Origin of the sequence: Bradyrhizobium sp. WBOS07, from assembly GCF_024585165.1 — a bacterium.
Taxonomy (GTDB): Bacteria; Pseudomonadota; Alphaproteobacteria; order Rhizobiales; family Xanthobacteraceae; genus Bradyrhizobium; species Bradyrhizobium japonicum_B.
Map to the genome: position 1 here is coordinate 6564574 of NZ_CP029008.1, position 24639 is coordinate 6589212.

The window sequence follows — 24639 nt, forward strand, 5'->3', positions numbered from 1 at the left end:
CTTGCCCCTGGGCAATATCTTGGTCGTCCCCGGACAACTCCGCAGTCATTCCGGGGCGCGCGAAGCGCGCGCCCGGAATCCAGAAGTGATGTGATCGGAGTTCATAGGCTCGAGATCCTGGGTTCGCGCGATGCGCGCCCCGGGATGACGGCGTGCACTAACGCTGCACCACGTCTTGGTTGCTATGGTTGGAGGCCTGCTGTGCTCGCGCGCCCATGGCGGCAACCTCCGTTTTGAGAAGGCCGCCGGGACGCACGCGCTGCAGGCCGTTGACGACGATACGGTCGCCCGGCTTCAAGCCCGAAGTGACGACGCGCAATCCATCCACGGCGCCGCCGAGCGTGACCGGCCGGTACACCGCGCGGCTGTCGTCGCCGACGGCCATCACGAACTTCTTGTCTTGGTCGGTGCCGATCGCGCGCTCGTCGATCATCACCAGCGCCTGCTGCTTCGGCTGGCCCATGCGCACGCGCGCGAACTGGCCGGGGATGAGACGGCCGTCCTCGTTCCGGAACACCGCCCGGACCCGGATGGTGCCGCTCTGGCCGTTGACCTGGTTGTCGATGAGCTGGATGTGGCCTTTCGCCGAGAGGCCGCCGGAGGTCGTCATCTCCACGGGGATCTGGTCGAGCTTGCCGCGCTGGCCGGAGGCGTCCGCGATCGAGTTCAGCGCCCGCAGCACGATCTCTTCATCCGCATCGAACGAGGCGTAGATCGGATTGACCGAGACCAGCGAGGTCAGCACCGGGGAGGCGGTGCCGGCGGCGACGAGATTGCCGACGGTGACCTCGATCTTACCGACGCGGCCGTCCACGGGCGCGCGTACCTCGGTGTAATCGAGATTGAGCTTTGCGGTCTGGAGCGTCGCCTCGGCCGCCTTCACGTTGGCGATCGCTTCGCGGTTGGCGTTCTCGCGTTGGTCGAAATCGCGCCGCGTCACCACGGCGTTGCCGACGAGCTGTGCGCCGCGTTCGACCTCGCCGGTGGTGAACACCACGCGTGCCTTCGCCGCCTCGAGCTGGGCGTTGGCCTTGTCGACCTCGGCCGCATAGGGCGCCGGGTCGATCTTGAACAGGACGTCGCCGGCCTTCACCAGTGCGCCTTCGGTGAAGTTGGCGGAGAGGATCGCGCCCGCAACGCGCGGGCGCAGCTCGACGCGGTGGATGGCCTCGAGCCGGCCGGAGAAATCGTCCCACAGCACGGTCTGCTTCGGTTCGATCAGCGCAACGGTGACTGGCACGGCCTGTTCAGCCGCAGCGGCCGTTGCTGTCGCCTGGGCGGCGTGGAAGTAGCGGCCGGTCGCGATCGAGCCGGCGGCGGCGAGGGCGCCCACGAGGGCGACGCCGCCCAGAAGGCGGCGGAAACGGCCGGTGCTGAAGGTATTTTGGGAGGGGGGCATTTGCGCGCTCCAGATATGTAGTGTTCACTACAGATGTGGAGCTGGATACCGCAGCGCAAGATACTTATGTACCGGTCACTAAGAAAAATGTACGCCGATACCGCGACAATTGGAAGACACAAGAAAAAGAAAGCCAGAACAAATAGATAGGAACTGGCGTTAGGCTGATATTGTCCGCCAATTCCGAGGAGACAGGCACATGCGCATGGGACGCCCCCGCGAATTCGACACCGAAGCGGCGTTGGACCAAGCGATGGAAGTGTTTTGGCGCCATGGCTATGAGGGCGCTACCATCGCCCAGCTCACAGAGGCCATGGGCATCAATCCGCCAAGTCTCTACGCCTGCTTCGGCAACAAGGAAGGCCTGCTGAAGGCTGCGCTCGACCGCTACACCAAATTGCGCGGCGCCTGGATGGACGAGGTGGTCGCGGCCCCCACCGCCCGCGACGTCGCCGAGCGGATGCTGATGGGCATTGCCGACAAGCAGACCGATCCCGCCAATCCGCCCGGCTGCCTGCTGGTGCAAGGCGGCGTCGCCTGCGGCTCCGGCTCCGAGAGCGTCCCCTTTGAGCTCGCCGCCCGCCGCGCTCAGAACGAGGACCAGCTGCGCGAGCGTTTCATCCGCGCCAAGGCTGAAGGCGATCTGAAGGAGACGGCCGATCCCGCCGCCCTCGCGCGCTACGTCTCGGCGGTGTCCGTCGGCATGGGCGTGATGGCGTCTTCCGGTGCCGACCGTGAAGCGCTGCGGCAGGTGGCTGATGTCGCCGTGCAGGCAGTCGAAGCGCAGTCGACCGCCAAGACGTAGTCGACCATCTTCATAGCGCGGACTGCTTCTCAGACAGCGCCGTCGCCGTCGCGGGGAGGGGCGGTCGCCGGACATCGACGATTATGTTTGCCCTCACATTCCTCGGCACCTCGGCAAGCGTTCCCTCCGCCGAACGCAATCATCCGGCGCTCCTCGTCGAGGCCGCGGGCAAGCGTGTCCTGGTCGATTGCGGCGAGGGCACGCAGCGCCAGCCGGCGATTTCACCATCGGCTGCTTTCCGGTTCGTCACCGCGACACCGACAGTTTTGGATTTACCTTCCAGAGCCCCGCGCGCCGCCATCTTCGGCCGGACCGGCTCGTGGCGCTGGGCGTTCCCGACGGTCCCTTGCGCGGCGAGTTGGCCGCAGGTCGAGCGGTCGTGATCGAGGGTGATCGCAGGGTCGATCCGGAAGATGTTCTGGGGCCGCCGAGCGGCGGCAAGAAACTCGTGGTGATCGGCGACACCGAAACCACCGAAGGATTGTCGCAATACGTCGCCGGCGCCGACCTGCTGGTGATCGAGGCGACCTTCCTCGAGCGCGACGCCGCAACTGCGCGGGATTACGGCCATCTGACCGCGGCGGAAGCGGCCGCTCTTGCGGCCGCCGGCAACGTCCGCCAACTCGTGCTGACCCATCTGTCCGGACGATACGAGGACGACGAGATCCTGGCCGAGGCGGCGCGGATCTTTCCGAACACCCGGATCGCCGCCGATTTCGATCACATCGTGATCTAAGCCCCGATGCGATAAGGATGCACCGCCATCGTGCTTTAAGTCGTTGTTGAAGCGTGATCCTTCTGGAAAACCGCGCCGCCCTTGTCCGGATCATGCTTCGGGCGAACATCAAGCTGGAGTAGGCTTGATCCATCCACCGCAGCGCTTGCCAGCCCGGGGACGAGCGGGTAGAACCCTGCCACGCCTGAGCCGTGATTTGCGCCAAACGCGCTGCCGGCGAGTCGAACAAATCAGCAAGTCATTGAATTTGTTCGACTATTCCGTTGGGGAATGGTGTAACGGTAGCACAACAGACTCTGACTCTGTTTGTCTTGGTTCGAATCCAGGTTCCCCAGCCAGTTCCGGGCACTTTTCCAGAGTCCAGCTCCCGTGTGCGCCGTCGGCAGGGACGTTCGCGCCATTGACCGCGCCGCCGCTCGCGACGGTTTGTCTCATCCTGAATTCGCATCTCGACGTCGGATCGCGGCGCGCTTCATCGTCCTTGGGCCATGCAACCCGAGGAGATCCGTGATGCCCTATGTCGATGGTTTCGTTCTGGCCGTGCCGAAGGCCAACATCGAGGCCTACAAGGCGATGGCGACGACCGCCTGCGCTATCTGGATGGAGCACGGCGCGCTGGACTATGTCGAATGCATCGGTGACGACGTTCCCTATGGCGAGCTCACCTCATTTCCACGCGCTGTGATCGCGAAGGAGGACGAGATCGTAGTGTTCGCCTGGATCGTCTACCGTGACCGGGAGAGCCGGGATGCCATCAACAAGAAGGTGATGGCCGATCCGCGGCTGAAAATGGAAGGCATGCCGTTCGATGGCAAGCGCATGATCTATGGCGGCTTCAACACCCTGCTGCGGGCGAGCGACGTGATCGGCTGACAGCAGGAGCGGACGACCTATCTCGCAGTCGCGTGACCCATCTCGGCCTGCAGTAGCAGGGCCAGGCATTCGGCGAGCCGCATCTCCATCTCTTTCGACGACAGCGACAGCGGTCCTGGATCGTTCAGGATCGCGTTCACCAGCGTGCCCAGCACGATCTGGAAGCCGAAGGCGATGGCGCGGGTCTTCGCCGGCTTGCGGCCCTTGCCCATGGCCGGCAGCAGGAGCGGAGTCGCGCGCCCGGTCGTCGCCTGCGCGAGCGCCTTGAATGGCGTCCACTTGTCCGGGCGGGTGTCATCGTGCTGAAGCGCGGCGCGCAGCACGCCCTCGTGGCTGCGCATCCAGCCGATGATGCCGCTGACGATGACATGGCAGAGCTGGTCGAGGCCCATGTCGGGTGAGGACGGCCGGATGTCGCCGAGCCGCTGCTCGGCGTCGCGTGTGGCGAGCGCCATCAACGCGTTGAAATAGCTCTCCTTGCTCTCGAAACGGCTGTAGAAGGCGCCGACGGTGGCTCCGACTTCGGTGCACAACGCCTCGATCGAAAGTTCGGCGAGACTGCGCGTCCTCAGCATCGCGGCGCCGGCGCGCAGCAGCGCCAGCGTCGTTTCCCGGCTGCGCTTCTGCCGCGACGGGGCAACGCCCGGCAGGTCGAAATCGCGAAACTCCGGCTGGTCCGGCCGTGGGCGCATCCGTGCTTGCATCCGCCATAAATCATAATCATAATTCGGATTATAATTTAGGATACCGCGAGCCGCGGGTCAACCGCGGGCGCCAAAACGACGGGCGTAAAAACAACGGACGTCAAGCCAACTGGCGTCAGGACAACGAAACACGGTCCGGCAGGGAGGATCACATGAGTGCAGGCAGCGGCACGCCGTTCCGCGGCAGCGTCGGCAGGACGGCTGCGGAATCGACCCCGTGGTGGCCGGATCCGCCAAGGCCGCCCGCGGACGCGCCGAACGTCCTGGTCGTGCTGTTCGACGACGTCGGCTTCTCCGATTTCGGCTGCTACGGCTCGGCGATCAGGACGCCGACCATCGACAGGCTGGCCGCAGAGGGGCTGCGCTACAGCGGCTTCCACACCACGGCGATGTGCTCGACGACGCGCGCCGCGCTGCTGACCGGGCGCAACCATCACTCGGTCGGAGTAGGATGTCTCGCCAATTTCGATTCCGGCTATCCCGGCTATCGCGGAAAGATCGCGCGTGAGGCGGGGACGCTGGCCGAGATGCTACGCGTGCACGGCTATCGCAACTACATGATTGGCAAATGGCACGTCACGCCGCTGACCGAAAGCGGCGCCACCGGACCGTTCGACGGCTGGCCGCTCGGGCGCGGCTTCGATCGCTTCTACGGCTTCCTTGATGCCGAGACCGACCAGTACGCGCCGGAGCTGGTCTCCGACAACGCGCATATCGATCCGCCGGGCAGCTATGCCGACGGTTATCACCTGACCGAAGACCTGATCGACCGGTCGATCCGCTTCATCGGCGATCACCTCGCCGATCGTCCGGAGATCCCCTGGCTGGCCTGGGTCGCGCTGGGAGCCTGCCACGCACCGCATCAAGCGCCGGCCGACATCATCCGGAGCTATGACGCCGCCTTCGCCCACGGCTGGGACGTCGAGCGGGAGCAGCGTCTCGCGCGTCAGAAGGCGATGGGGCTGGTGCCGGAGGATACGCGGATGCCGGCGCGCAATGACGGTGTGAAGGCCTGGGACGAGCATTCGGCCGACGAGCGCCGCATCTTCACCCGGCTGCAGGCGGCCTTCGCCGGCATGCTCGATCATTCCGACCGGCATCTTGCGCGGCTTATCGCATTTCTCGACACCGCCGGCATCCGCGACAACACCGTGATCATCGTGATGTCCGACAATGGCGCTAGCCAGGAGGGCGGGCCGCTTGGCTTCGTCAACGCGATGGGGCCGTTCAATTTCAAGCCGGAGCCGATCGCGGAGAAGCTCGCCCGCATCGACGACATCGGCGGGCCCGACACCCACAGCAATTTCCCGCATGGCTGGGCGATGGCGTCCAACACGCCGCTGCGGCGCTACAAGCAGAACACCCATGGCGGCGGCATCCGCGATCCCTTCGTCATCAACTGGCCGAAGAGGATTGCGGCCAAAGGCGAGCTGCGGCACCAGTTCGTCCACGCCTGCGACCTCACGCCGACGCTGCTGGAGCTGATCGGTATCGAGGCTCCCACTGACATCGCGGGTTGCCGGCAGATGCCGCTCGAGGGCGAGAGCTTTGCGCGGTCGATCACGGACGCGTCCGCGCCGTCAAAAAGCTCGCCGCAATATTTCGAGATGTTCGGCCATCGCGGTCTGTGGCAGGCGGGGTGGAAGGCGGTCGCCTTTCATCCGTCGGGCACACCGTTCGAGAACGACAAATGGGAGCTGTTTCACCTGGATGCGGATTTCTCCGAGACCAACGACCTTGCGACAGCTGAGCCGGAGCGCCTCGGCCGGATGATCGCGGCGTGGTGGGAAGAGGCCGAGAAGCACAACGTGCTGCCCCTCGACGACCGCTTCGGGCCGCGCTTTGCGGAGAATGCCGCGCGCTTCCACGGGGCGCGCCATCGTTTCGTCTTCCACGCCGGCATGGGGCACGTCCCGACCGACGTCGCGCCCGATGTGCGCAGCCGCAGCTACACGATCGAGGCGCATGTCGAGATCGATGAGCCCGGCGCAGACGGCGTGCTGATCTCGCACGGCGACGCGACCTCGGGCTATAGCCTCTATGTCAGCGATGGCCATCTCGTGCACGATCTCAACATCGGCGGCAGCCACCAGATCGTACGGTCGGACCGTAAGGTGCCCTCGGGCCCGCGGTGGCTCGGCGTGCGCGTCGAACGGCTCGTGCGCAAGGAGCCGCCGGCCAAGGGCGCGCGCACCGGCATCAGCGCCTACACGCTGCTGATCGACGGCGAGCCGGCGGGCTCGCTGAAGACCCAGCTCGGATTTCATACGCTGATCTCGTGGTCCGGACTCGACATCGGCCGCGACCGCGGCAGCCCCGTGTCACACTACGAGGCGCCGTTCGAGTACGGGGGACGACTCCTGCGCGTCACGGTTACCATGCATGACGACCAGAAGCTCGACGGCGAAGCCGTCGGCAACGCCCAGATGGCGCGGCAGTAGCGAGAGGTGAGCTACTTGATCTTGTCGTAGGCCGCCGCGAAATCGCCGAGCGGCATCGGGATCGCGATCGTCTCCTTGGCCATGTTCTGGAACGAGACCTTCAACTGCTTGCCGGCCCTCAAAGCGGCGAGCAGGTCCGCCGCGATCGGGGTCGAGGCGTAGCAGCCGCGGTTCTCGCAGGTCTGGATCTGCAGGTCGAAGGTCTTGCCTTCGTCGACCTGGATCTTGGCGCCGACGGGAAGGTTGAGGCCGAGCGGCAACTGCAGCAGCGCGATCGGCGTGCGGGTGTCGGGCGCGATGCGGATGTTGATCAGGACGACGGTCTGGCCGGTCTTGGTCAGCACCGCGTTCTGCTCCATCGCGCATTCGAGCGGGGCCTCGCGGCTGGCGCTGGTGCAACGGACGATCCAGCCGGGCTGCCCGGGAGCACCGTCCGCCTGTGCTTGCGTCGGCGCGGGCGAGGGCTGCGCGGCCGGGGCAGGCGCTGCGTTCTTCTTCGCGCTCTGCTGGGCCTGCGCGGCGGCCGTCGACAACAGGATAGCGGCGGCGAGAGCGGCAAGTCTGGATTGCATGGGCATGGCGAAACCACGTTGGCGTTAACCGAGGGCCTCGCTGTAGCCTCGCCGCGGCCGCGGCGCAAGCTTACTCGGCGGCTTCCTTGACCGTGCCGGGCGCGGGTGCCTCGTCGCCTTCGTCGTCACCCGAACGGCCCCAGGTCGAGAACCAGTTGTTGAGCTTGTCGAGATAGAGATAGACCACGGGCGTGGTGAACAGCGTCAGCGCCTGGCTGACGATCAGGCCGCCGACCATGGCGTAGCCGAGCGGCTGACGGATCTCGGCGCCGGTGCCGTGGCCGAGCATCAGAGGCACGCCGCCGAGCAGCGCGGCCATCGTCGTCATCATGATGGGGCGGAAGCGCAGCAGCGCGGCCTGGCGGATCGATTCCTCCGGCGTCTTGTGCTCGTCGCGTTCGGCTGCGATCGCGAAATCGACCATCATGATGCCGTTCTTCTTCACGATGCCGATCAGCAGGATGATGCCGATCAGCGCGATCAGGCTGAAGTCGAAGCCGGCCGCCATCAGGATCGCGAGCGCGCCGACACCGGCCGAGGGCAGCGTCGACAGAATCGTGATCGGATGGATGTAGCTCTCGTAGAGGATGCCGAGGACCAGGTAGACCACGACGAGCGCGGCGAGGATCAAGAGCGGCACGGTGCCGAGCGACTGCTGGAACGCCTGCGCGGTGCCCTGGAAGCTCGAATTGAGCGTCGGCGGCGCGCCGAGATCGGCCATCGCCTTCTGCACCGCCTCGGTCGCCTGGCCGAGCGCGACGCCTTGCGCGAGGTTGAAGCTGATGGTGATCGACGGGAACTGGCCCTGATGGCTGATCGAGAGCGGACGGACCGGATCGGTGGTCCAGGTCGCGAACGTCGACAGCGGCACCTGGTCGCCGGTCAGCGGCGATTTGAGGTAAAGCTTGTTCAGGCTGTCGAGATTGCCCTGCATCTCCGGCAGGATTTCCAGGATCACCTTGTAGGTGTTGAGCTGGGTGAAATATTGCGTGACCTGCCGCTGTCCGAAGGCGTCATACAGCGTGTCGTCGATCAGCTGCGGTTGGATGCCGTAGCGTGAGGCGGTATCGCGGTTGATCTTGAGCTGGACGGTGGTGCCCTGCGTCTGCTGGTCGGTCGCGACGTCGCGCAGCTCGGGCAGGGTCTGCATCTTAGCGAGGATCTTGGGCGCCCATTCGTTGAGCTCTTCCAGATTGGCGTCCTGCAGCGTGAATTCGAACTGCGTACGCGTCGGCCGGCCGCCGAGCCGCACGTCCTGGGCTGCCTGCATGTAGAGGCGGGCACCCTCGACCTTGTCGAACTGGGGACGCAGTCGCGCGATGATCTGCTGCGCCGAGGCCTCGCGCTGGTCGCGGGGCTTCAGCGTGATGAAGATATTGCCGTTGTTGCCGGCACGGCCGCTGCCGCCGATCGACATGGCAACGCTGGCAACGTCGGGATCGGCCAGGATGATCTTGCCGAGCTGCTCCTGGCGCCGGGTCATCTCCTTGAACGAGATGTCCTGCGAGGCTTCCGAGGTCGCGGTGATCAGGCCGACGTCCTGCTGCGGGAAGAAGCCCTTCGGGATCAGGACGAACAGGTAGATCGACAGTCCGAGCGTGGCGAAGAAAATCGCAAGCGTGGTGCGCCGCCAGGCGAGGGCGTGATCGAGGACGTATTCGTAGCCGCGCAGCATCGCGTCGAAGGCGCGCTCGCTCCATTGATAGAAGCGGCCGTGCTGCACCTCGCCATGGGCACGCAGGAAGCGCGAGGCCATCATCGGCGTCAGGGTCAGCGACACGAACATCGAGACGAAGATGGTCATCGCCAGCACGACGGCGAATTCGCGGAACAGGCGGCCGATGATGCCGCCCATCAACAGCAGCGGGATCAGCACCGCCACCAGCGAGATGCTGATCGAGACGATGGTGAATCCAATTTCCTTGGAGCCCTTGAAGGCGGCCTCCATCGGCGAGTCGCCTTCCTCGATGTAGCGGGTGATGTTCTCGAGCATGACGATGGCGTCGTCGACCACGAAACCGACCGCGATGGTGAGCGCCATCAGCGACAGATTGTCGAGCGAATAGCCGACCGGCCACATCAGAGCGCACGCGCCCAGCAGCGCCAGTGGAACCGTGACGGTAGGAATGACCGTCGCCCAGAAGCTGCGCAGGAAGATGAAGATCACCATGACCACGAGGGCGATGGTCAGCAGCAGCGTGAACTGGACGTCCTCGACCGCCGCGCGGATGGTCGTGGTACGGTCGCTGATGAGCTCGATCTTGATCGCGGGCGGGATCGCTGCCACGAGGCGGGGCAGGGTCGCCTTGATCCGGTCCACGGTCTCGATGACGTTGGCGCCGGGCTGCTTGAAGATCACCAGGAAGACGCCGCGCTTGCCGTTGGCCCAGGCCGCCTGCTTGGCGTCTTCGGCGGCACTGACCGCCCGGCCGACGTCGCGGATTCGCAAGGGACCGCCGTTGCGATAGGCGATGATGACGTCGTTCCAGTCCTTCGCCTGCGTGAGCTGGTCGTTGGCGTAGATCGTGTAGGCGCGCTTCTCGCCGTCGATATTGCCCTTGGGACTGTCGACGGTGGTGATCGCGATCTGGCTGCGGACGTCCTCCATCGACAGGCCCTTGGCAACCAGCTTGGCGGGGTCGACCTGGATGCGGATGGAGGGTTTTTGCTGGCCGCCGATAAAGACCTGCGCCACGCCCGACAGCTGACTGATCTGCTGGGCGAGCTGGGCATCGACCGCGTCGCTGACGCTGGTCAGAGGCAGCGTATCCGATGTCGCCGACAGCAACAGGATCGGCGCGTCGGCCGGGTTGACCTTGCGGTAGGTCGGCGGCGAGGGCAGATTCTTCGGCAACTGGCCGCTGGCGGCGTTGATGGCGCCCTGCACGTCGTTGGCGGCGCCGTCGATGCTGCGGTTGAGGTCGAACTGGATGGTGATCGACGCGGTGCCGAGATAGCTCGTCGAGGTCATCTGGGCGATGCCGGGGATCTGGGCGAACTGGCGCTCCAGCGGCTGGGCCACGGACGAGGCCATTGTCTCAGGGCTGCCGCCCGGCAAATTGGCGGTAATCTGGATGGTCGGGAAGTCGACCTGAGGCAGCGGTGCGACCGGAAGCAGGGGATAGGCGACGAGACCGACAAAGAGAATGCCGGCCATCAGCAGCGAGGTGCCGATGGGATAACGGATGAAAGGTGCCGAAATCCCGCCCTCGGTCATTCCTGTCGCACCTTGTTCTGGGTCGGGTTCGAGCTCGCCACCGCCGTCGAGACCAGGCTTCCGGGCTGCACCTTGAACTGGCCGCCGGTGATCACCTGCTGCCCCGGGCTCAAGCCTTCTTCGATCACCGAACGTCCGTCGATGGCATAGCTGACCTTGACCTTGTGCAGCTCGGCCTTGTTGTCCTGATTGACGGTGTAGGCGTAGAGGCCGTTGGTGGAGTGCTGGACCGCGTCGTCCGGAACCACGGTCGCGTCCTTCAGCGTCCGCACCAGAAGCCGCGTCGAGACCGATTGGCCCGGCCACAGCGCGTGGTCCTTGTTCTCGAACACGGCCTTGAGCCGGATCGTCCCGCTGCTGGTGTCGACCTGGTTGTTGATGACTGCGAGCTTGCCCTCGGCAAGCGTCTTCTTGCCGTCGGTCGTGAAAGCGATCACCTTGAGCGCGCCGCTCTTCTGGCCTTCGCTGATGTAGGGAAGCTGGTCTTCCGGCGCGGTGAAGATCACGGAGATCGGCTCGACCTGCGAGATCGTGACGATGCCCGTCTGCGTCGAGGCGTTGACGATGTTGCCGACGTCGACCTGGCGCAGGCCGGCGACACCGGTGATCGGCGCCTTGACCTGGGTGTAGTCGAGCTGGGTCTGGGCGTTGGCGATCGCGGCTTCGTCGGCGGCGATCTGGGCGGTGAGCTGGGCGACGGTCGAGCGCTGGGTGTCGACCCGCTGCGCGGTCGCGAATTCGCCGAGCTTCATGGCGCGCTGAAGCTCGAGATTGGCGTTGGCAAGGCTCGCCTCATCCTGCGCCTTCTTGGCCTTGGCCTGGTCGAGCGCGGCCTGATAGGGACGGGGATCGATCGAGACCAGAAGCTCGCCCTGCTGGACGATCTGGCCTTCCCTGAAGGTGAGCTTGTCGATCTGCCCATCCACCCGGCTGCGGACTTGGACGGTGTTGAAACCCTGAACCGTGCCGAGGCCGGTCAGATAGACCGGGAAGTCGATCTTCTGGACCGGCGCAACGCTCACGGGGACGGGGGGCGGTCGCGGTGGACCCTTCTGGGCGGTCTGGGTTTTTCCGGCCCCAGGTCCGAATTTCTGCCAACCATAGTAACCCGCGGAGGCCACGGCCGCGATGATCAGAAGCCAGAGGATCGGCCGGGACTTTTTCATGTCGTCTCGTGTCGGCTCGTATGCCCTCAGCTTAGAATAATAGGGCAATCGCAGGGTTCCAGCGCGTTGTATAATACACGCCAAGTTCCAGTGTAAACAGCACTATCCGTTGATAATCCTAAACAATTGGAAAGCTTTGCACCGTGTGGGCAGTGCGCTGGCGCGGCACTGTGCAGTGCTGCATTTTCTCGGGCGGGTCGATCGGCGGCAAGTCTCAGACGATACTTCTTGGACGACACCCGCAGACGGTGTGCTCGAGCCGACGGCGCAGCCGACCCCGCTCGTGCGACTGACAAGAACGGTTCTAAATCGCGCGGACGCCGTTTGGGTTGTCAGCAATTTCGGCATCATTCATATCGGCGCCGCCACCAATGGAGCGCAGCATGGATGAATTGAACGGCAAGCTGATCGCGTGTCAGATTCTGATCACGGGATTGATCGCGCGGGTGGCCAACGAGCAGCGCGATCCCTTGCGCTTCCTCACCGACTTCCGCGACGAGATCAAAGCGGTGGTGAACGGTATCAACATCGCGGGCATGGACAGTACTGATCGCGTGCGCGCCGTCGCGCAGAAAACCGTCGACGAATTGTTTTCGCTGATGAAGCCGCCAAGCAGCGATTGATGCTGTGAGGGAGGCTGCGATTGCGCGGCGAGCGGCGCGTTTCTTAGAACGAGTCCAATCGTAATTTAGAACGGTTTCAAACTGTAGTTTAGAATTGTTTTGATCTGGATCGATTCAAGGGTTCTTGCGAGGTGCTCGCATTGACCCGCTATTTTGCGGCCGATACCAACGCTCGTTGTTCGCCGAAGAGAATGAGCGAACAGGAAGATGGGGCGTTTGGTAATGGGGCAGGTGGTCGCACCGAAGTCGTTGCGTTCGGTCGCAGCATTCGATCTGGTGGATGAGAAATTCGCGGGCGTTTCCGGTAAGAAGGTTTCAGCGGTTGCGAGCTTGATCGCAGCGGCATCGGTGTCGAGCGGCGCGCAGGCGCAGCAGTCGAACCTGCCGCCGGTGACGGTCGACGCACCGATCGAGCGGCCGCGTCCGACGGCATCGAAGCCCTCGCCGGAGCAGGTCCGCGCCCGCAACGCGATTCGCCGCGCCGCGCAACGCGAGCAGGCGGCGCAACAGACGGCGCCGACGACGCCGTCTGGCGCTCCCGACGGCAATCCCTATGCCGATCCGGCCGCGCCCTACAAGGTCGACCACGTCCAGGCCTCGGGCAAGTTTCCCGAGAAGATGCTGAATACGCCGAAATCCATCACGGTGCTCAGCAAGGAAGTGCTGGAGGACAAGAACGCCACGACCCTGAAGGAGGTCGGCCGCTCGACTGCGGGCGTGACGCTGGGCTCGGGTGAGGGTGGCAACGCGTTCGGAGACCGTTTCTTCATCCGCGGCTTCGACGCGCGCAACGACGTCTTCATCGACGGCATCCGCGATCCCGCCGTGTCCATTCGCGAGAACTTCTTCACTGAGCAGATCGAGATCCTGCGCGGGCCGGCATCGTCCTACGCCGGCCGCGGCACTGCCGGTGGCGCCATCAACATCGTCACCAAGCAGGCCGGCAATCGCAACTTCCAGCGCGTGGACTCTGAATTCGGCACCGACATGACCAAGCGCGTCACGCTCGACGTCAACCAGGTCATCGATCCGACCTTCTCGGTTCGTGCCGGCGGTCTGTTCCAGGACGCCAACGTCGCCGGCCGCGACCACGTGACCGACAATCGCTGGGGCAGCTTCATCTCGACCAAGTACACGCCGACCAACGACATCAAGATCACCACGAACTACGTCCACACCGACCTCAGCGGTTATCCGGATTTCGGCGTGCCTTACTACAGGCAGGGCAACGTGCCGGTGACCTCGGCCGGCATTCCGCGTCAAAACTGGTACGGCTTCCTCAACCGCGATTTCCAGACCGCGCGGCAGGATTTCGGCACCGGCATCATCGAGTACAAGGTCAACGAGGCCATTACGCTGACCAGCAAGGTGCGCGGCGAGCACTCGCTGCTCAACTATATCGGCACGTTGCCGCAGAATCCGAACACCACCAGTCCCAATCCCCTGCTCTGGACCACGACGGCGAGCGCGCAGAGCCGCTACCAGAACGTGGACGTGTGGGCCAACCAGAACGAGGCCACGTTCAAGCTCGACACCGGCGGGGTCAAGCACACGGCGGTGTTCGGGGTCGAATATTCGAACGAGAACATTTCGATCGATCGCTATGCCGGCCTCGCCTCCGAACTGTCCGGTTCCGCGTTTACCAGCAATGGCGCGGTGACGGGCGTCAATCTCTACGCCCCGCAATACACCTACATTCCCTTCGGCATACCGTCGCTGATGGGCAATCCGACGCGCTATGGCGTCAACACGACCAGCGTGTATGTCATGGACACCGCGAACTGGCAGGACACGGTCATCGTCAACGGCGGCGTGCGCTACGACGGCTACAGCCAGAGCGCGTCGAACAACGGTCCGCAATATGTGAAGCAGAGCTCCGATCTGGTGAACTACAACGTCGGGCTGGTCTACAAGCCGATGTCGATCGGCAGCATCTATGGCGCCTACGCAACCTCGGCCAATCCGTTCGGCTCGGAGCTCGACGCGACCGGCACCGAGTACGGCGGCGTTCCCGCCAACTCGACCATCTTGCTCGGGCCCGAGCGCAACAAGGCGATCGAACTCGGCACCAAATGGGAGCTTGCCGATCGCCACCTGCTGGTCACCGGTGCGCTGTTCCAGACCACCAAGGACAACGCGCGCGAGACCGTCAACGGTCTGCTGACCTCGGGCGCTGCCTACAGGATCCAGGGCATCGACATCGAAGCCGAGGGCAAGATCACCGATCGCTGGAGCATCTTCGGCGGCCTGGTGCTGATGCAGTCCAAGGTCACGCAGAGCGGCGTTGCTTCGAATCTCGGGCTGCAACTGGCCAACATTGCCCATCAATCGTTCAGCATGCTGACCAAGTACAAGTTCGACGACGGCTGGGAGCTTGGCGGCCAGGCGGTGTACCGTTCCAAGGTCTATGGCGGCACGTTCGCGGCCAACACCAACGAGCTGCCGAGCTATTGGCGCTTCGATGCGTTCGTCGAGAAGAAGATCGACAAGAACTGGACCATGAAGTTCTACGCGCAGAACCTGACCAACAAGCTCTATTACGACTCGTTCTATCGCAGCGCAGTTCCTTTCGTGGCGGTGGCGCCGGGAAGGGCGTTCTATGTCGTGACCACAGCGAAGTTCTGATCATGTTGACGTGCCTGCCAGGCGTTCTCGGCAAGGATGATGTGACGGATTTCCGCCGCATCATGGACGCCAGCGAATGGGAGGACGGGCGTTCCACCGCGGGCGCGCAGTCGGCCATGGTCAAGCGCAACGAGCAATTGCCGCCGGACAGCGAGGTCGCGCGCAAGCTCGGCAATCGCATCATCTCGGCGCTGACGTCCAATCCGCGCTTCATTGCGGCGGCTGTTCCGCTCCAGATCTTTCCGCCGCTGTTCAACCGCTATGCGGCGAGCAGCGGCCATCATTTCGGCCTGCATGTCGACAACGCGATCCGCGGCGACCGTCTGACCGGCCTGCGCATTCGCACAGACCTGTCGGTGACGCTGTTCCTCGCTGAGCCGGAAGAGTACGATGGTGGCGAACTTGTGATCGAGGACACCTACGGCTCGCACGAAGTCAAATTGCCGGCCGGCGATTGTGTGCTCTATCCCTCGACCAGCCTGCATCTCGTCACCCCCGTGACGCGGGGAACGCGGGTTGCGTCTTTCTTCTGGCTTCAGAGCATGATACGGGACGACCAAGCCCGGAGCATGATCTTCGACCTCGACACCGCGATACAGGCGCTGGTGGAACGGCTCGGGCGTGACGATCCCGAAACGGTCAAATTGACGGGTATCTATCACAACCTCATTCGCTACTGGGCCGAAGTATGAAGACCATGACCTTCCAAGCAAGCCTTGCCGCAGCCGTCATCCTGACGGCCGCTTGGCTCGCGACCCCTGTTTCCGCCCAGACGCAGACCCCGCCCTCGGCCGCAGCGCAGCAGGCATCTCAGCCGCCCGTGGCCAGCCCGTCCCCGGCGGCTGCACCACCTGCGGCTTCGACGGCGACCGCGCCGGCAGCCCCGCCCGTGGCCGCCGCGCCGGCGCCCGCAAAGTCCGAGACCTCCGCTGTGGCGCCGGCGATGAAGGAGCTCTCGCCCTGGGTCATGTTCATGTCGGCCGACGTCATCGTGAAGGCGGTGATGATCGGGCTCGCCTTCGCATCGCTGATGACCTGGACCGTCTTCATCGCCAAGTCGATCGAGCTGTCGGTTGCTTCCAGCAGGCTTCGCTCGGCCCTGAAGAAGATCGCCGAGACGCGCTCCCTGGCCGAAGCGCAGATGGCGCTCGGCCCGAAGCAGGGCGTGCTGTCGTCCTTCCTGGCGGCGGCCCTGCGCGAGGCCCGGATGTCGGCCGGCTTGTCCAGCGATGCCGGTATCAAGGAGCGCGCGGCCTCCAGCTTTTCCGAGATCGTGCGCGCCGAGGCGCGCCGTATCCGGATCGGCATGGGCGTGCTCGCGACCATCGGCTCCACGTCGCCCTTCGTCGGCCTGTTCGGCACGGTCTGGGGCATCATGAACAGCTTCATCGGCATCTCGAAGTCGCAGACCACGAACCTCGCCGTCGTCGCGCCCGGCATCGCCGAGGCGCTGCTCGCCACCGCGATCGGCCTCGTCGCGGCGATCCCCGCCGTCATCATCTACAACCACTTTTCGCGCGTGACGAAGGGCTATCTCGAGCTCGTCAGCCGCGCCTCGGGGGCGGCTGGACGGCTGCTCTCGCGCGATCTCGACCGCAGCCACGGCAGCGTGCATTCGCGCGCAGCGGAGTGAACCATGGGCGTTTCGCTCGCAGACAATGACGGCGAAGACGACGATTTCTCCGAAACGCATGACATCAACGTCACGCCTTTCATCGACGTCATCCTGGTGCTGCTGATCATCTTCATGGTCGCAGCCCCGCTCTCCACGGTCGACCTGCCGATCGATCTGCCGACGTCCAGCGCGACGCCGCAGAAGAAGCCGGACAAGCCGACCTATCTCAGCATCAAGCCCGATCTGACGCTTGCGATCGGAGAGAACCCGGTCCATCGGGCCGAGTTGATCGGGACGCTCGACGGCTTGTCGGACATGAGCAAGGATAGGTACGTGTTCCTGCGTGCCGACAAGTCGGTACCGTATGGGGAGTTGATGGGGGTCATGGAGCTGTTGCGCTCAGGCGGCTATACGCGGGTGAAGCTGGTGGCGCTGGAAGGCGCGCCGGGCGCGCCTGCGGCCGGCGCCGCCCAGCCTTGAGAAGGCCCGCTATGTCGGACGAACCCAGACCATCCCGCAAGCTCTGGATCCTGGCCGCAGTGGCGGCGCTGGCGCTGCATCTGGGCGGCGCTGCGCTCGCGCTGGCGCATCTGCGCGCCGACGACGACGGCGATGGCCTGGGTGCGAACGGCGCCGAGTTCGCCGTGGAGATGGCATCGCCCAAGGCGCCTGAGACCGATCTGCCGCCCGGGCCGGACAGCGAAGCGATGCAAGAGCAGCAGGCGCTTCCCGAGCAAAAGGCCGAGACCCAGGAGACGGAGCTTCCGAAGGATCAGCCGCAGGAGGTCGAGGATCCCGACCGCGTCGTGACCGAGAACAACGCGAAGAAGCCGACGGAAGACGATCCGAAGATTCAGGCGGTCGAAACGCCGGCCGCCGAAGCCTCGCCGAAATCGGTTGCCACGGCACGGCAGACCCTCGAGGAGGATGCGCGCGAGGCCGAGAAGGCGCTGGCGCCCGTCATCGGCATCGGCAAGGATGTCCTGAAGCTGACCGCCGATTGGAACCGCAAGATCAGCGCGCATCTGTCGCTGCACAAGATCAATCCGGAAGGCAAACATCCCAACAATCAGAAGGTCAAGGTAAGCTTCGCGATCAACCGGAAGGGCAACGTGCTGTCGGTGGATGTCGTGGAATCGTCCGGGGACGCCGCCTACGATGCGGCCGCGGTCTCGATCGTCCGCAAGTCCGATCCCATTCCGCAGCCGCCCGCCGGCTTGACCGAGGACCGGTTCGAGCGGACCGTCGATATCATCTTCACGCCGCCGGACGCGAAAAAGAAGAAGACCGCTCAGCGCCAGTAGAGCCGGATCCCGACATAGACCACGACCAGGCACGCGAAGATCAACGCCACCGGAAGCGGTCGTTTCTGGGGACCGGCGAATGCCGCCGCCCCGAAGGAAGCGGACCTCTTCGGCGCGGGTGGGGGGCGGCGGAAGGCGGTAACATTGTCCGCCGCCGGCTCGGCCGCGCGAGGGCGGACGTCGGGCGCAGTTCCCGCGCCGCCCATCTCGGCATAATAGGCCTTGTAGATCGCACCGATGGTGGCCTCGGTGGCCTCGCCCTCGCTCATCTGCGCCAGCAGGTTCTGATAGCTCGCCAGGAATTCCTGGGCCTCCGGGGGCAAAGCGGACGCCCCGTTGAGCTTGGCCATCATCTTCCAGGTGGCGAAATCGGCGCGGGCACGGGTGTCGGCGCGTCGCGCGATCAGCATATCGGCAGCTTTGACCAAGTCGACCTCTGGCCCTTCGGCTTGTGTTCGGTGTCGTTCGTCAACTACGCGTTGCCGGTCAGGAAGAGAACAGCCTGAATCACATGCCCGGTCAACGTCCGCAGTATTACTGAAATAACATCAAGATTTAGACCGAACTGGGAACCCGCAAGGGGCAGCAAGATCAATAGCCCGATCAGGATCAGCATCCCGAACGGCTCGAGCCGCGCCAGGGGCAACGCAAGCGGGCGGGGCAACAGCCCGACCGCAACGCGCCCGCCATCGAGCGGCGGGATCGGCATCATGTTGAAGACCGCCAGGATCGCGTTGATGATGAGGGCGTTCTTGAGGTTGTCGGCAACCCATTTCGCCGAGCTCGCCGGCACCAGGGGCAGTGCATGGAAGGCGAAGGCGGCGACCAGCGCCAGCAGGATGTTGGTGGCAGGCCCTGCCAGCGCCACCCAGACCATGTCGAGCCTCGGGTTGTTCAGCTTGCGGAAGTTCACCGGCACCGGCTTGGCATAGCCGAACAGGAACGGCGAATGCGCGAACAACAGCATCGCCGGCAGGATCAGGGTGCCGAACGGATCGATGTGCCTGACAGGATTGAAGCTGACCCGCCCGAGCTGCGCGGCCGTGTTGTCGCCGAGCCGGTCCGCGACGAATGCGTGCGCAGCCTCATGAAAGGTGATGGCGAGCAGCAGTGGCAGCACCCAGACGGAAAGCTCATAAAGGGAAATGTTCACGGCTCGTTGATCCCGGTTAGCCTGCGGCCTTGCAGACCAGCCGAACCGGCGGTGCAGCAGCGCTTCAGCGCAACATAGGGTGGCCGGTCCAGAAATGCCACGCTGCTGATGACGGCGGCCCCGGAGTCGCAACGCCGTCCATGCGGGCTTACGCGGGTATCGTCCCCGGATGTTGCACCAAGCCGTCATCGAGCTTCAGCCAGGCGGGCTTTTCCGCCACCCAGATGTGCTCGGTCGGCGCGAAGGCGTTGCGATCGTCGAAAACGGAGAGGGACACGCCGGCAAGCGTGCCGTTGCGCCGCCAGGCGAACAGGCGGGTGCCGCAGCGCTTGCAGAACACCCGGTCGATGTTCTCCGAGGAAGCGTAGCGCTCCGCGTCGCCGTCGACGGTCAGCGCACGCTGGTCGAACTGCGCCCTAGCGAAGAAGGGCGAGCCCATCGCCTTCTGACAGATGCGGCAATGGCAGATGCGGACGTTGAGCGGTTCGCCCTCTGCCTTGAACCGCACCGCGCCGCACAGGCATCCACCTTCCCGGATCATGATATCCTCAATAAGTTGCGCGCCCGCCCGAAATGTCGAACACCGCGCCGGTCGAGAACGCGCAGTCCTCCGAGGCCAGCCAGCTCACCATCGCGGCCAGCTCTTCCACCAGCACAAAGCGCCCCTTGGGGATCTTCGACAGCATGAAGTCGATATGCTGCTGCGTCATCTGGTCGAAGATCGCAGTCTTGGCCGCCGCCGGGGTCACCGCGTTGACGAGGATGTCGTGCGCCGCGAGCTCCTTGCCGAGCGATTTCGTCAGCGCGATCAGGCCGGCCTTGGAGGCCGAATAATGCGCCGCGTTCGGATTGCCTTCCTTGCCGGCGATCGAGGCGATGTTGACGATGCGCCCGTACTTCTGCGCGAGCATCGCGGGCACGATCGCCTTGCAGACGATGAAGGGGCCGTCGAGGTTGATGCGCAGGACCTTGCGCCATTCCTCGAGGTCGGTCTCCCAGACCGGCTTGTTGATTCCGGCGATGCCGGCATTGTTGACGAGGATGTCGATCTTGCCGAAGGCGGCCAGCGTCGCATCGCGGGCCTGCTCGACAGCCGCGGTGTCGGTGACGTCGACCTTGAACACGCGGACGTTGTCGCCGATCTCCTTTGCGGTCTTCTCGGCGAGCGCGGCATCGAAATCCCAGATCGCGACCTTGGCACCGGAGGCGACGAAACGCTCGGTGATGGCGCGGCCAAAGCCCTGCGCACCGCCCGTGACGATGGCGATGCGGCCGTTGAGATCGATCTTGTTCATGAGATCTGCTCCCGAGCGTCAGAGCATGTAGCCGCCGTCGACGACCAGATCGACGCCGGTGGTGAAGGCGCTCTCGTCGCTGCCGAGATAGACCGCCATGGACGCGATCTCCTCGGCGGTGCCGAGCCGGCCCATCTTCTGGCGGGAGATGAACATCTCCTTGCCCTGCGGTCCTTGCGCGGCGGCGCGGTCGAGCATCGAAGGGGTCTCGACGGTACCGGGGCAGATCGAGTTGCAGCGGATGCCCTTGGTGATGAAGTCGAGCGCGACCGCGCGCGACAGCAGCGACACTGCCGCCTTCGACGAGCTGTAGACATAGCGATTGGCCGGCGGCCGTAAGGCCGCGCAGGACGAGATGTTGACGATGCTGCCGCCGCCGCCCGCGATCATGTCGGGCAGGAAGGCCTTGATGGTCCGGTGCATCGATTTGACGTTGAGGTCGAACGAAAAGTCGAAATCCTCTTCCGAGCATTCCAGGATGGTGCCGTGGTGCACGAAGCCCGCCGCGTTGAGCAGGATGTCGATCTTGCCGACGCGCTTGGCAAAGGCGTTGACGTCGGCGGTGTTGCGGACGTCGAGCCTGGCGACCTCGGCGATGCCTTCCTTGGTCAGGCTCGCGATTCCGGCCTCGTTGATGTCGGTGGCGATCACGGTTGCGCCTTCGCGCGCGAATGCGATGGCGCATGCGCGCCCGATGCCTGCCGCAGCAGCCGTGACGACGGCGCGCTTACCCTTGAGGCGGTCTGCCATTTTTGTTCACTCCTTTGAAGTGGTTTCGTCATTCCGGGATGCGCCGTCGGGCGCAGGCCCGGAATCCATACTCCCGATCGCGGTTATGGATTCTCAGATGCGCAAGTGCGCATCGTAGCTCGCGACTGCGTCGCGCCCCGGAATGACAGAAGTCAGTGATTATCCCGCGCCACGCCAAACGTGCCGGCGACGTTCTGATAACGCGTGGCAAGCTCCATGCAGGCACCCGTCGACTGCTGGCCGACGGTGTTGCGGTAGATCTCCTGCCAGGGCGTCTGGTTCGGCGGATGCTTGAAGCCGCCATTGGCCCTGAGCTCGGCATGGCGCTTCTTCAGCTCCTCGTCCGAGATCATGATGTTGGCGCTGCCCTTGTTGAGGTCGATACGCACCTTGTCTCCGGTCTTCAGGATCGCAAGACCGCCATTGGCGGCGGCTTCCGGCGAAGCATTGAGGATGGAGGGCGAGCCCGACGTGCCGGACTGCCGGCCGTCGCCGATGCAGGGCAGGGACAGGATGCCGCGTTTGATCAATGCTGCCGGCGGCTGCATGTTCACGACCTCGGCGCCGCCGGGGTAGCCGATCGGACCGGTGCCGCGGATGAACAGCACGCAGTGCTCGTCAATGTCGAGCGAGGAATCGTCGATCCGCGCGTGATAGTCTTCAGGCCCTTCGAACACGATGGCGCGGCCCTCGAAGGCGTTGGGGTCCTTCGGGTTGCTGAGATAGCGGTCGCGGAATTCCTTGGAGATCACGCTGGTCTTCATGATCGCGGAATCGAACAGATTGCCCTTCAGCACCAGGAAGCCGGCATCCTTCACCAGCGGCTTGTCGTAAGCCCAGATCACGTCGTTGTCGGGCGCCGGCGCATTCTTACAGTTCTCGCCGATGCCGCGGCCGTTGACCGTGACCGCGTCCTCATGGATGCGCTTGTGCTTCATCAGTTCGCGCACCACCGCCGGCACGCCGCCGGCGCGGTGGAATTCCTCGCCGAGATAGAAGCCGGCCGGCTGCATGTTGACGAGCAGGGGCACGTCGTGGCCGACTTTCTGCCAGTCCTCGATCGAGAGCTCGACGCCGATGTGGCGGGCCAGGGCGTTGATGTGGATCGGCGCGTTGGTCGAGCCGCCGATGGCCGAGTTGATCACGATGCAGTTCTCGAACGCCTTGCGGGTCAGGATGTCCGAGGGCTTCAGGTCTTCCCAGACCATCTCGACGATGCGCTTTCCGGTCTCGTAGGCGATCTGGCCGCGCTCGCGATAGGGGGCGGGGATCGCCGCACAGCCCGGCAGCGAGAAGCCGAGCGCTTCGGCAAGCCCGTTCATGGTCGAGGCGGTGCCCATCGTGTTGCAATGGCCGACCGAGGGCGCCGAGGAGGCCACGATCTCCATGAACTCTTCATAGTCGATCTCGCCGGCCGCGAGCCGCTCGCGCGATTTCCATACGATGGTGCCGGAGCCGGTGCGCTCGCCATTGTGCCAGCCGTTCAGCATCGGGCCGCCCGACAGCACGATCGCGGGCAGGTTCACGGTGGCCGCCGCCATCATGCAGGCCGGCGTGGTCTTGTCGCAGCCGGTGGTGAGCACGACGCCGTCGAGCGGATAGCCATAGAGGATCTCGACCAGGCCGAGATAGGCGAGGTTGCGGTCGAGCGCCGCGGTCGGGCGCTTGCCGGTCTCCTGGATCGGGTGGGTCGGGAATTCCATCGCGATGCCGCCGGCTTCGCGGATGCCCTCGCGGACGCGATGGGCGAGCTCGATGTGGTGGCGGTTGCAGGGAGAGAGGTCGTTGCCGGTCTGGGCGATGCCGATGATCGGCTTGCCCGACTGCAACTCGGCACGGGTGAGGCCGTAATTCAGGTACCGCTCCATGTAGAGCGCGGTCATGCCCGGATTGTGCGGGTTGTTGAACCATTCCTGCGAGCGAAGGTGGCGGCGAGAACCGTTGCTGCCGGCGGCATGCCCATTGGTTGGTTTCTTTGTCATTGGTTTCTCCTGCAATGCAAACGCACTGGCGTCCGTCTCATGGTGTTGGCATGTGCGATGCCCAACGGCGCGAGCGATGATCTGCCTTCCCGGCTGGCGGGTCGTTTCCTCACGAGTCCGATACTAGTCGTGGCTACTTGGTAACGCTATCATTTTGTTCGCCGCGCCCGCGCCGGAAACGGCTGGCCTGCTGTCCGAACGTCGTGCCAACGAGCTTTGACGCTCGATCACCTTGAAGCCGAGATCGAGCACCGGCTGCTCCGGGCGCCGCCCTTCGATCGCGTTGATCAGCATGGTGGCAGCCGTCTTTCCCATCTCGTAGCGGTTGGTGCGGATGCTGGTGAGGGTAGGGACGGCGGAGGCCATGAATTCGAGGTCGTTGAAGCCGACGATCGCGATCTGCCCGGGGACTGCGATCTCCCGGCGCCGGCATTCGAACAGCACGCCGAGCGCGAGGTCGTCATTGGCGCAGAACACCGCATCGATGTCGGGCTCCCGCGCCAGGAGATCGGTGAACAGGGCTCCGCCGAGCGTCACCGAAGTCGGCGTGGCCGTCGTGACGACGAGGCGCTGCTCGAACAGTCCGGCGTCCTTCATGGCCGAGACATATCCGTCCAGCCGCCGCTGCACCCGCGGGTCCATGCGCGCACCGACGAAGCCGATCCTGCGGTGACCTTGCTCGAACAGGTGCGCAACCGCCGCGCGGGCTGCATCATAGTGCGAAAAGCCGATCATCATGTCGACCGGATCCGGCCCGATCTCCATGATCTGCACGATCGGGCAGTCCGCGGCTTCCAGCATCGCGCGGGACTCGGCGGTCTGGTCGATGCCGGTGACGATCAGCCCGGCCGGCTTCTGCGCCAGAAACAGGCGCAGCAACTTCTCTTCCTGGAGAATGCTGTAGCGGGTGTTGGACAACTGGATCGAGTAACGGCTGCCCTCTGACGCGTCATAGATGCCGCGCAGCACGTCCGAGAACACGTTATTGGTGAGGGAAGGGATCAAGACACCGATGACCTCGGTGCGTTGCGAGGCCAGCGCGCGTGCCGCAAGGTTCGGGACGTAGCCGAGCTCCTTGGCCGCGCTCTCCACCCGCGTCCGCTTGGCGACCGACAGGGCCTCCGGATTACGAAAGAAGCGGGACGCTGTAATCGGGCTGACGCCGGCAAGCTCGGCGACTTCCGCCAGCCGGATTTTGCCTGACTTGGTGCGTTTTCGACCCATTTGCTGCTCTTAACACAGTCAGTCCCGCAAACAAAGGAACGTTGACAGCGCTACCAGCAGCGACTAACCAAAGAGAAATTGCCAAAACCGCACAAACTGCCGACAATGTTGCCCGCTACGGTCGGGCTTCGTTCGGCGAAGTCTGAAAAAACAAG

General features: G+C 64.5%; 21 protein-coding genes, 1 tRNA gene and 1 pseudogene. 11 read left to right on the plus strand and 12 right to left on the minus strand.

What is annotated here, in order from left to right; translation table 11 throughout:
- Nucleotides 1-157 precede the first annotated feature (157 nt).
- Nucleotides 158-1399 carry an efflux RND transporter periplasmic adaptor subunit gene (locus DCM79_RS31010; protein ID WP_257177816.1) on the minus strand — a complete coding sequence of 414 codons (1242 nt, stop codon included), beginning with the start codon at nucleotides 1397-1399 and terminating at the stop codon, nucleotides 158-160.
- A 199-nt stretch (nucleotides 1400-1598) separates the two neighbouring features.
- Between DCM79_RS31010 and DCM79_RS31015 the strand changes: the two genes are divergently transcribed.
- The 4 genes and pseudogenes from DCM79_RS31015 (at nucleotide 1599) to DCM79_RS31030 (ending at nucleotide 3813) form a co-directional block, all read left to right on the plus strand.
- Nucleotides 1599-2204 carry a TetR/AcrR family transcriptional regulator gene (locus DCM79_RS31015; protein WP_257177817.1) on the plus strand — a complete coding sequence of 202 codons (606 nt, stop codon included), beginning with the start codon at nucleotides 1599-1601 and terminating at the stop codon, nucleotides 2202-2204.
- Nucleotides 2205-2287: 83 nt separating this feature from the next.
- A pseudogene (locus tag DCM79_RS31020) lies at nucleotides 2288-2940 on the plus strand (MBL fold metallo-hydrolase).
- Nucleotides 2941-3204: 264 nt separating this feature from the next.
- Nucleotides 3205-3278 (plus strand) — tRNA-Gln (locus tag DCM79_RS31025).
- Nucleotides 3279-3450: 172 nt separating this feature from the next.
- Complete coding sequence (locus DCM79_RS31030; RefSeq protein ID WP_257177818.1) at nucleotides 3451-3813, plus strand: DUF1428 domain-containing protein; 363 nt, start codon at nucleotides 3451-3453, stop codon at nucleotides 3811-3813.
- Nucleotides 3814-3830: 17 nt separating this feature from the next.
- Here the strand turns inward: DCM79_RS31030 and DCM79_RS31035 are convergent, their stop codons facing one another.
- Nucleotides 3831-4505, minus strand: coding sequence for a TetR/AcrR family transcriptional regulator (locus tag DCM79_RS31035; protein ID WP_257177819.1), 675 nt, complete (start codon nucleotides 4503-4505; stop codon nucleotides 3831-3833).
- A gap of 164 nt (nucleotides 4506-4669) precedes the next feature.
- On the opposite strand from DCM79_RS31035, the gene DCM79_RS31040 reads away from it, so the two are divergent.
- Entirely contained in the window at nucleotides 4670-6958 is a 2289-nt protein-coding gene (locus tag DCM79_RS31040) for an arylsulfatase (protein ID WP_257177820.1), read from the plus strand.
- Between the two features lie 11 nt (nucleotides 6959-6969).
- On the opposite strand, the gene DCM79_RS31045 is transcribed toward DCM79_RS31040, so the two are convergent.
- The 3 genes from DCM79_RS31045 to DCM79_RS31055 all read right to left on the minus strand — a co-directional run bounded on the left by DCM79_RS31045 (nucleotide 6970) and on the right by DCM79_RS31055 (nucleotide 11913).
- The gene (locus tag DCM79_RS31045; RefSeq protein ID WP_257177821.1) at nucleotides 6970-7536 is read right to left on the minus strand and encodes an invasion associated locus B family protein; all 567 of its coding nucleotides are present in this window, start codon (nucleotides 7534-7536) and stop codon (nucleotides 6970-6972) included.
- 64 nt (nucleotides 7537-7600) lie between these two features.
- Nucleotides 7601-10747 (minus strand): multidrug efflux RND transporter permease subunit, encoded by a 3147-nt coding sequence (locus DCM79_RS31050; protein WP_257177822.1) that lies wholly within the window; start codon nucleotides 10745-10747, stop codon nucleotides 7601-7603.
- Nucleotides 10744-11913 (minus strand): efflux RND transporter periplasmic adaptor subunit, encoded by a 1170-nt coding sequence (locus DCM79_RS31055; RefSeq protein WP_257177823.1) that lies wholly within the window; start codon nucleotides 11911-11913, stop codon nucleotides 10744-10746. Before DCM79_RS31055 ends, DCM79_RS31050 begins: the two co-directional genes overlap by 4 nt.
- Before the next feature lie 383 nt (nucleotides 11914-12296).
- Between DCM79_RS31055 and DCM79_RS31060 the strand changes: the two genes are divergently transcribed.
- The 6 genes from DCM79_RS31060 (at nucleotide 12297) to DCM79_RS31085 (ending at nucleotide 18080) form a co-directional block, all read left to right on the plus strand.
- Complete coding sequence (locus tag DCM79_RS31060) at nucleotides 12297-12536, plus strand: hypothetical protein (protein ID WP_028135749.1); 240 nt, start codon at nucleotides 12297-12299, stop codon at nucleotides 12534-12536.
- 222 nt (nucleotides 12537-12758) lie between these two features.
- Entirely contained in the window at nucleotides 12759-15161 is a 2403-nt protein-coding gene (locus DCM79_RS31065; protein WP_257180905.1) for a TonB-dependent siderophore receptor, read from the plus strand.
- Between the two features lie 2 nt (nucleotides 15162-15163).
- Nucleotides 15164-15853 (plus strand): Fe2+-dependent dioxygenase, encoded by a 690-nt coding sequence (locus DCM79_RS31070; RefSeq protein WP_257177824.1) that lies wholly within the window; start codon nucleotides 15164-15166, stop codon nucleotides 15851-15853.
- Nucleotides 15850-16794 carry a tonB-system energizer ExbB gene (gene exbB / locus DCM79_RS31075; protein ID WP_257177825.1) on the plus strand — a complete coding sequence of 315 codons (945 nt, stop codon included), beginning with the start codon at nucleotides 15850-15852 and terminating at the stop codon, nucleotides 16792-16794. The genes DCM79_RS31070 and exbB overlap by 4 nt, the downstream gene beginning before the upstream one ends.
- Before the next feature lie 3 nt (nucleotides 16795-16797).
- On the plus strand, nucleotides 16798-17256 hold the full coding sequence (gene exbD / locus DCM79_RS31080) for a TonB system transport protein ExbD (RefSeq protein ID WP_257177826.1): 459 nt from the start codon (nucleotides 16798-16800) through the stop codon (nucleotides 17254-17256).
- Nucleotides 17257-17267: 11 nt separating this feature from the next.
- Entirely contained in the window at nucleotides 17268-18080 is an 813-nt protein-coding gene (locus tag DCM79_RS31085) for an energy transducer TonB (RefSeq protein WP_257177827.1), read from the plus strand.
- On the opposite strand, the gene DCM79_RS31090 is transcribed toward DCM79_RS31085, so the two are convergent.
- From DCM79_RS31090 to DCM79_RS31120, 7 genes are all read right to left on the minus strand, one after another.
- Nucleotides 18068-18490, minus strand: coding sequence for a hypothetical protein (locus DCM79_RS31090; RefSeq protein ID WP_028135755.1), 423 nt, complete (start codon nucleotides 18488-18490; stop codon nucleotides 18068-18070). The genes DCM79_RS31085 and DCM79_RS31090 overlap by 13 nt on opposite strands.
- A 62-nt stretch (nucleotides 18491-18552) precedes the next feature.
- Entirely contained in the window at nucleotides 18553-19233 is a 681-nt protein-coding gene (locus DCM79_RS31095; RefSeq protein WP_257180906.1) for a site-2 protease family protein, read from the minus strand.
- A 148-nt stretch (nucleotides 19234-19381) separates the two neighbouring features.
- A complete protein-coding gene (locus tag DCM79_RS31100) occupies nucleotides 19382-19774 on the minus strand; it encodes a GFA family protein (protein ID WP_257177828.1) in 393 nt (130 codons plus the stop codon).
- Between the two features lie 7 nt (nucleotides 19775-19781).
- Complete coding sequence (locus DCM79_RS31105; RefSeq protein ID WP_257177829.1) at nucleotides 19782-20528, minus strand: SDR family NAD(P)-dependent oxidoreductase; 747 nt, start codon at nucleotides 20526-20528, stop codon at nucleotides 19782-19784.
- Nucleotides 20529-20546: 18 nt separating this feature from the next.
- Nucleotides 20547-21278: an SDR family oxidoreductase gene (locus DCM79_RS31110; RefSeq protein ID WP_257177830.1), complete on the minus strand. Its 732-nt coding sequence runs from the start codon at nucleotides 21276-21278 to the stop codon at nucleotides 20547-20549.
- A 152-nt stretch (nucleotides 21279-21430) separates the two neighbouring features.
- A complete protein-coding gene (locus DCM79_RS31115; RefSeq protein ID WP_257177831.1) occupies nucleotides 21431-23260 on the minus strand; it encodes an IlvD/Edd family dehydratase in 1830 nt (609 codons plus the stop codon).
- Between the two features lie 123 nt (nucleotides 23261-23383).
- Nucleotides 23384-24484, minus strand: a complete 1101-nt coding sequence (locus tag DCM79_RS31120) for a LacI family DNA-binding transcriptional regulator (RefSeq protein WP_194387836.1) — start codon at nucleotides 24482-24484, stop codon at nucleotides 23384-23386.
- Nucleotides 24485-24639: the final 155 nt, after the last annotated feature.

What these genes read in the sequence shown, in the direction of transcription:
- exbD (WP_257177826.1), top strand. Translation starts at nt 16,798, where the DNA reads ATGGGCGTTTCGCTCGCAGACAATGACGGCGAAGACGACGATTTCTCC.
- DCM79_RS31060 (WP_028135749.1), top strand. Translation starts at nt 12,297, where the DNA reads ATGGATGAATTGAACGGCAAGCTGATCGCGTGTCAGATTCTGATCACG.
- DCM79_RS31090 (WP_028135755.1), bottom strand. Translation starts at nt 18,490, where the DNA reads ATGCTGATCGCGCGACGCGCCGACACCCGTGCCCGCGCCGATTTCGCC.
- DCM79_RS31110 (WP_257177830.1), bottom strand. Translation starts at nt 21,278, where the DNA reads ATGGCAGACCGCCTCAAGGGTAAGCGCGCCGTCGTCACGGCTGCTGCG.
- DCM79_RS31100 (WP_257177828.1), bottom strand. Translation starts at nt 19,774, where the DNA reads ATGATCCGGGAAGGTGGATGCCTGTGCGGCGCGGTGCGGTTCAAGGCA.
- DCM79_RS31115 (WP_257177831.1), bottom strand. Translation starts at nt 23,260, where the DNA reads ATGACAAAGAAACCAACCAATGGGCATGCCGCCGGCAGCAACGGTTCT.
- DCM79_RS31010 (WP_257177816.1), bottom strand. Translation starts at nt 1,399, where the DNA reads ATGCCCCCCTCCCAAAATACCTTCAGCACCGGCCGTTTCCGCCGCCTT.
- DCM79_RS31015 (WP_257177817.1), top strand. Translation starts at nt 1,599, where the DNA reads ATGCGCATGGGACGCCCCCGCGAATTCGACACCGAAGCGGCGTTGGAC.
- DCM79_RS31055 (WP_257177823.1), bottom strand. Translation starts at nt 11,913, where the DNA reads ATGAAAAAGTCCCGGCCGATCCTCTGGCTTCTGATCATCGCGGCCGTG.
- DCM79_RS31030 (WP_257177818.1), top strand. Translation starts at nt 3,451, where the DNA reads ATGCCCTATGTCGATGGTTTCGTTCTGGCCGTGCCGAAGGCCAACATC.
- DCM79_RS31065 (WP_257180905.1), top strand. Translation starts at nt 12,759, where the DNA reads ATGGGGCAGGTGGTCGCACCGAAGTCGTTGCGTTCGGTCGCAGCATTC.
- DCM79_RS31040 (WP_257177820.1), top strand. Translation starts at nt 4,670, where the DNA reads ATGAGTGCAGGCAGCGGCACGCCGTTCCGCGGCAGCGTCGGCAGGACG.
- exbB (WP_257177825.1), top strand. Translation starts at nt 15,850, where the DNA reads ATGAAGACCATGACCTTCCAAGCAAGCCTTGCCGCAGCCGTCATCCTG.
- DCM79_RS31045 (WP_257177821.1), bottom strand. Translation starts at nt 7,536, where the DNA reads ATGCCCATGCAATCCAGACTTGCCGCTCTCGCCGCCGCTATCCTGTTG.
- DCM79_RS31120 (WP_194387836.1), bottom strand. Translation starts at nt 24,484, where the DNA reads ATGGGTCGAAAACGCACCAAGTCAGGCAAAATCCGGCTGGCGGAAGTC.
- DCM79_RS31085 (WP_257177827.1), top strand. Translation starts at nt 17,268, where the DNA reads ATGTCGGACGAACCCAGACCATCCCGCAAGCTCTGGATCCTGGCCGCA.
- DCM79_RS31035 (WP_257177819.1), bottom strand. Translation starts at nt 4,505, where the DNA reads ATGCGCCCACGGCCGGACCAGCCGGAGTTTCGCGATTTCGACCTGCCG.
- DCM79_RS31105 (WP_257177829.1), bottom strand. Translation starts at nt 20,528, where the DNA reads ATGAACAAGATCGATCTCAACGGCCGCATCGCCATCGTCACGGGCGGT.
- DCM79_RS31050 (WP_257177822.1), bottom strand. Translation starts at nt 10,747, where the DNA reads ATGACCGAGGGCGGGATTTCGGCACCTTTCATCCGTTATCCCATCGGC.
- DCM79_RS31070 (WP_257177824.1), top strand. Translation starts at nt 15,164, where the DNA reads ATGTTGACGTGCCTGCCAGGCGTTCTCGGCAAGGATGATGTGACGGAT.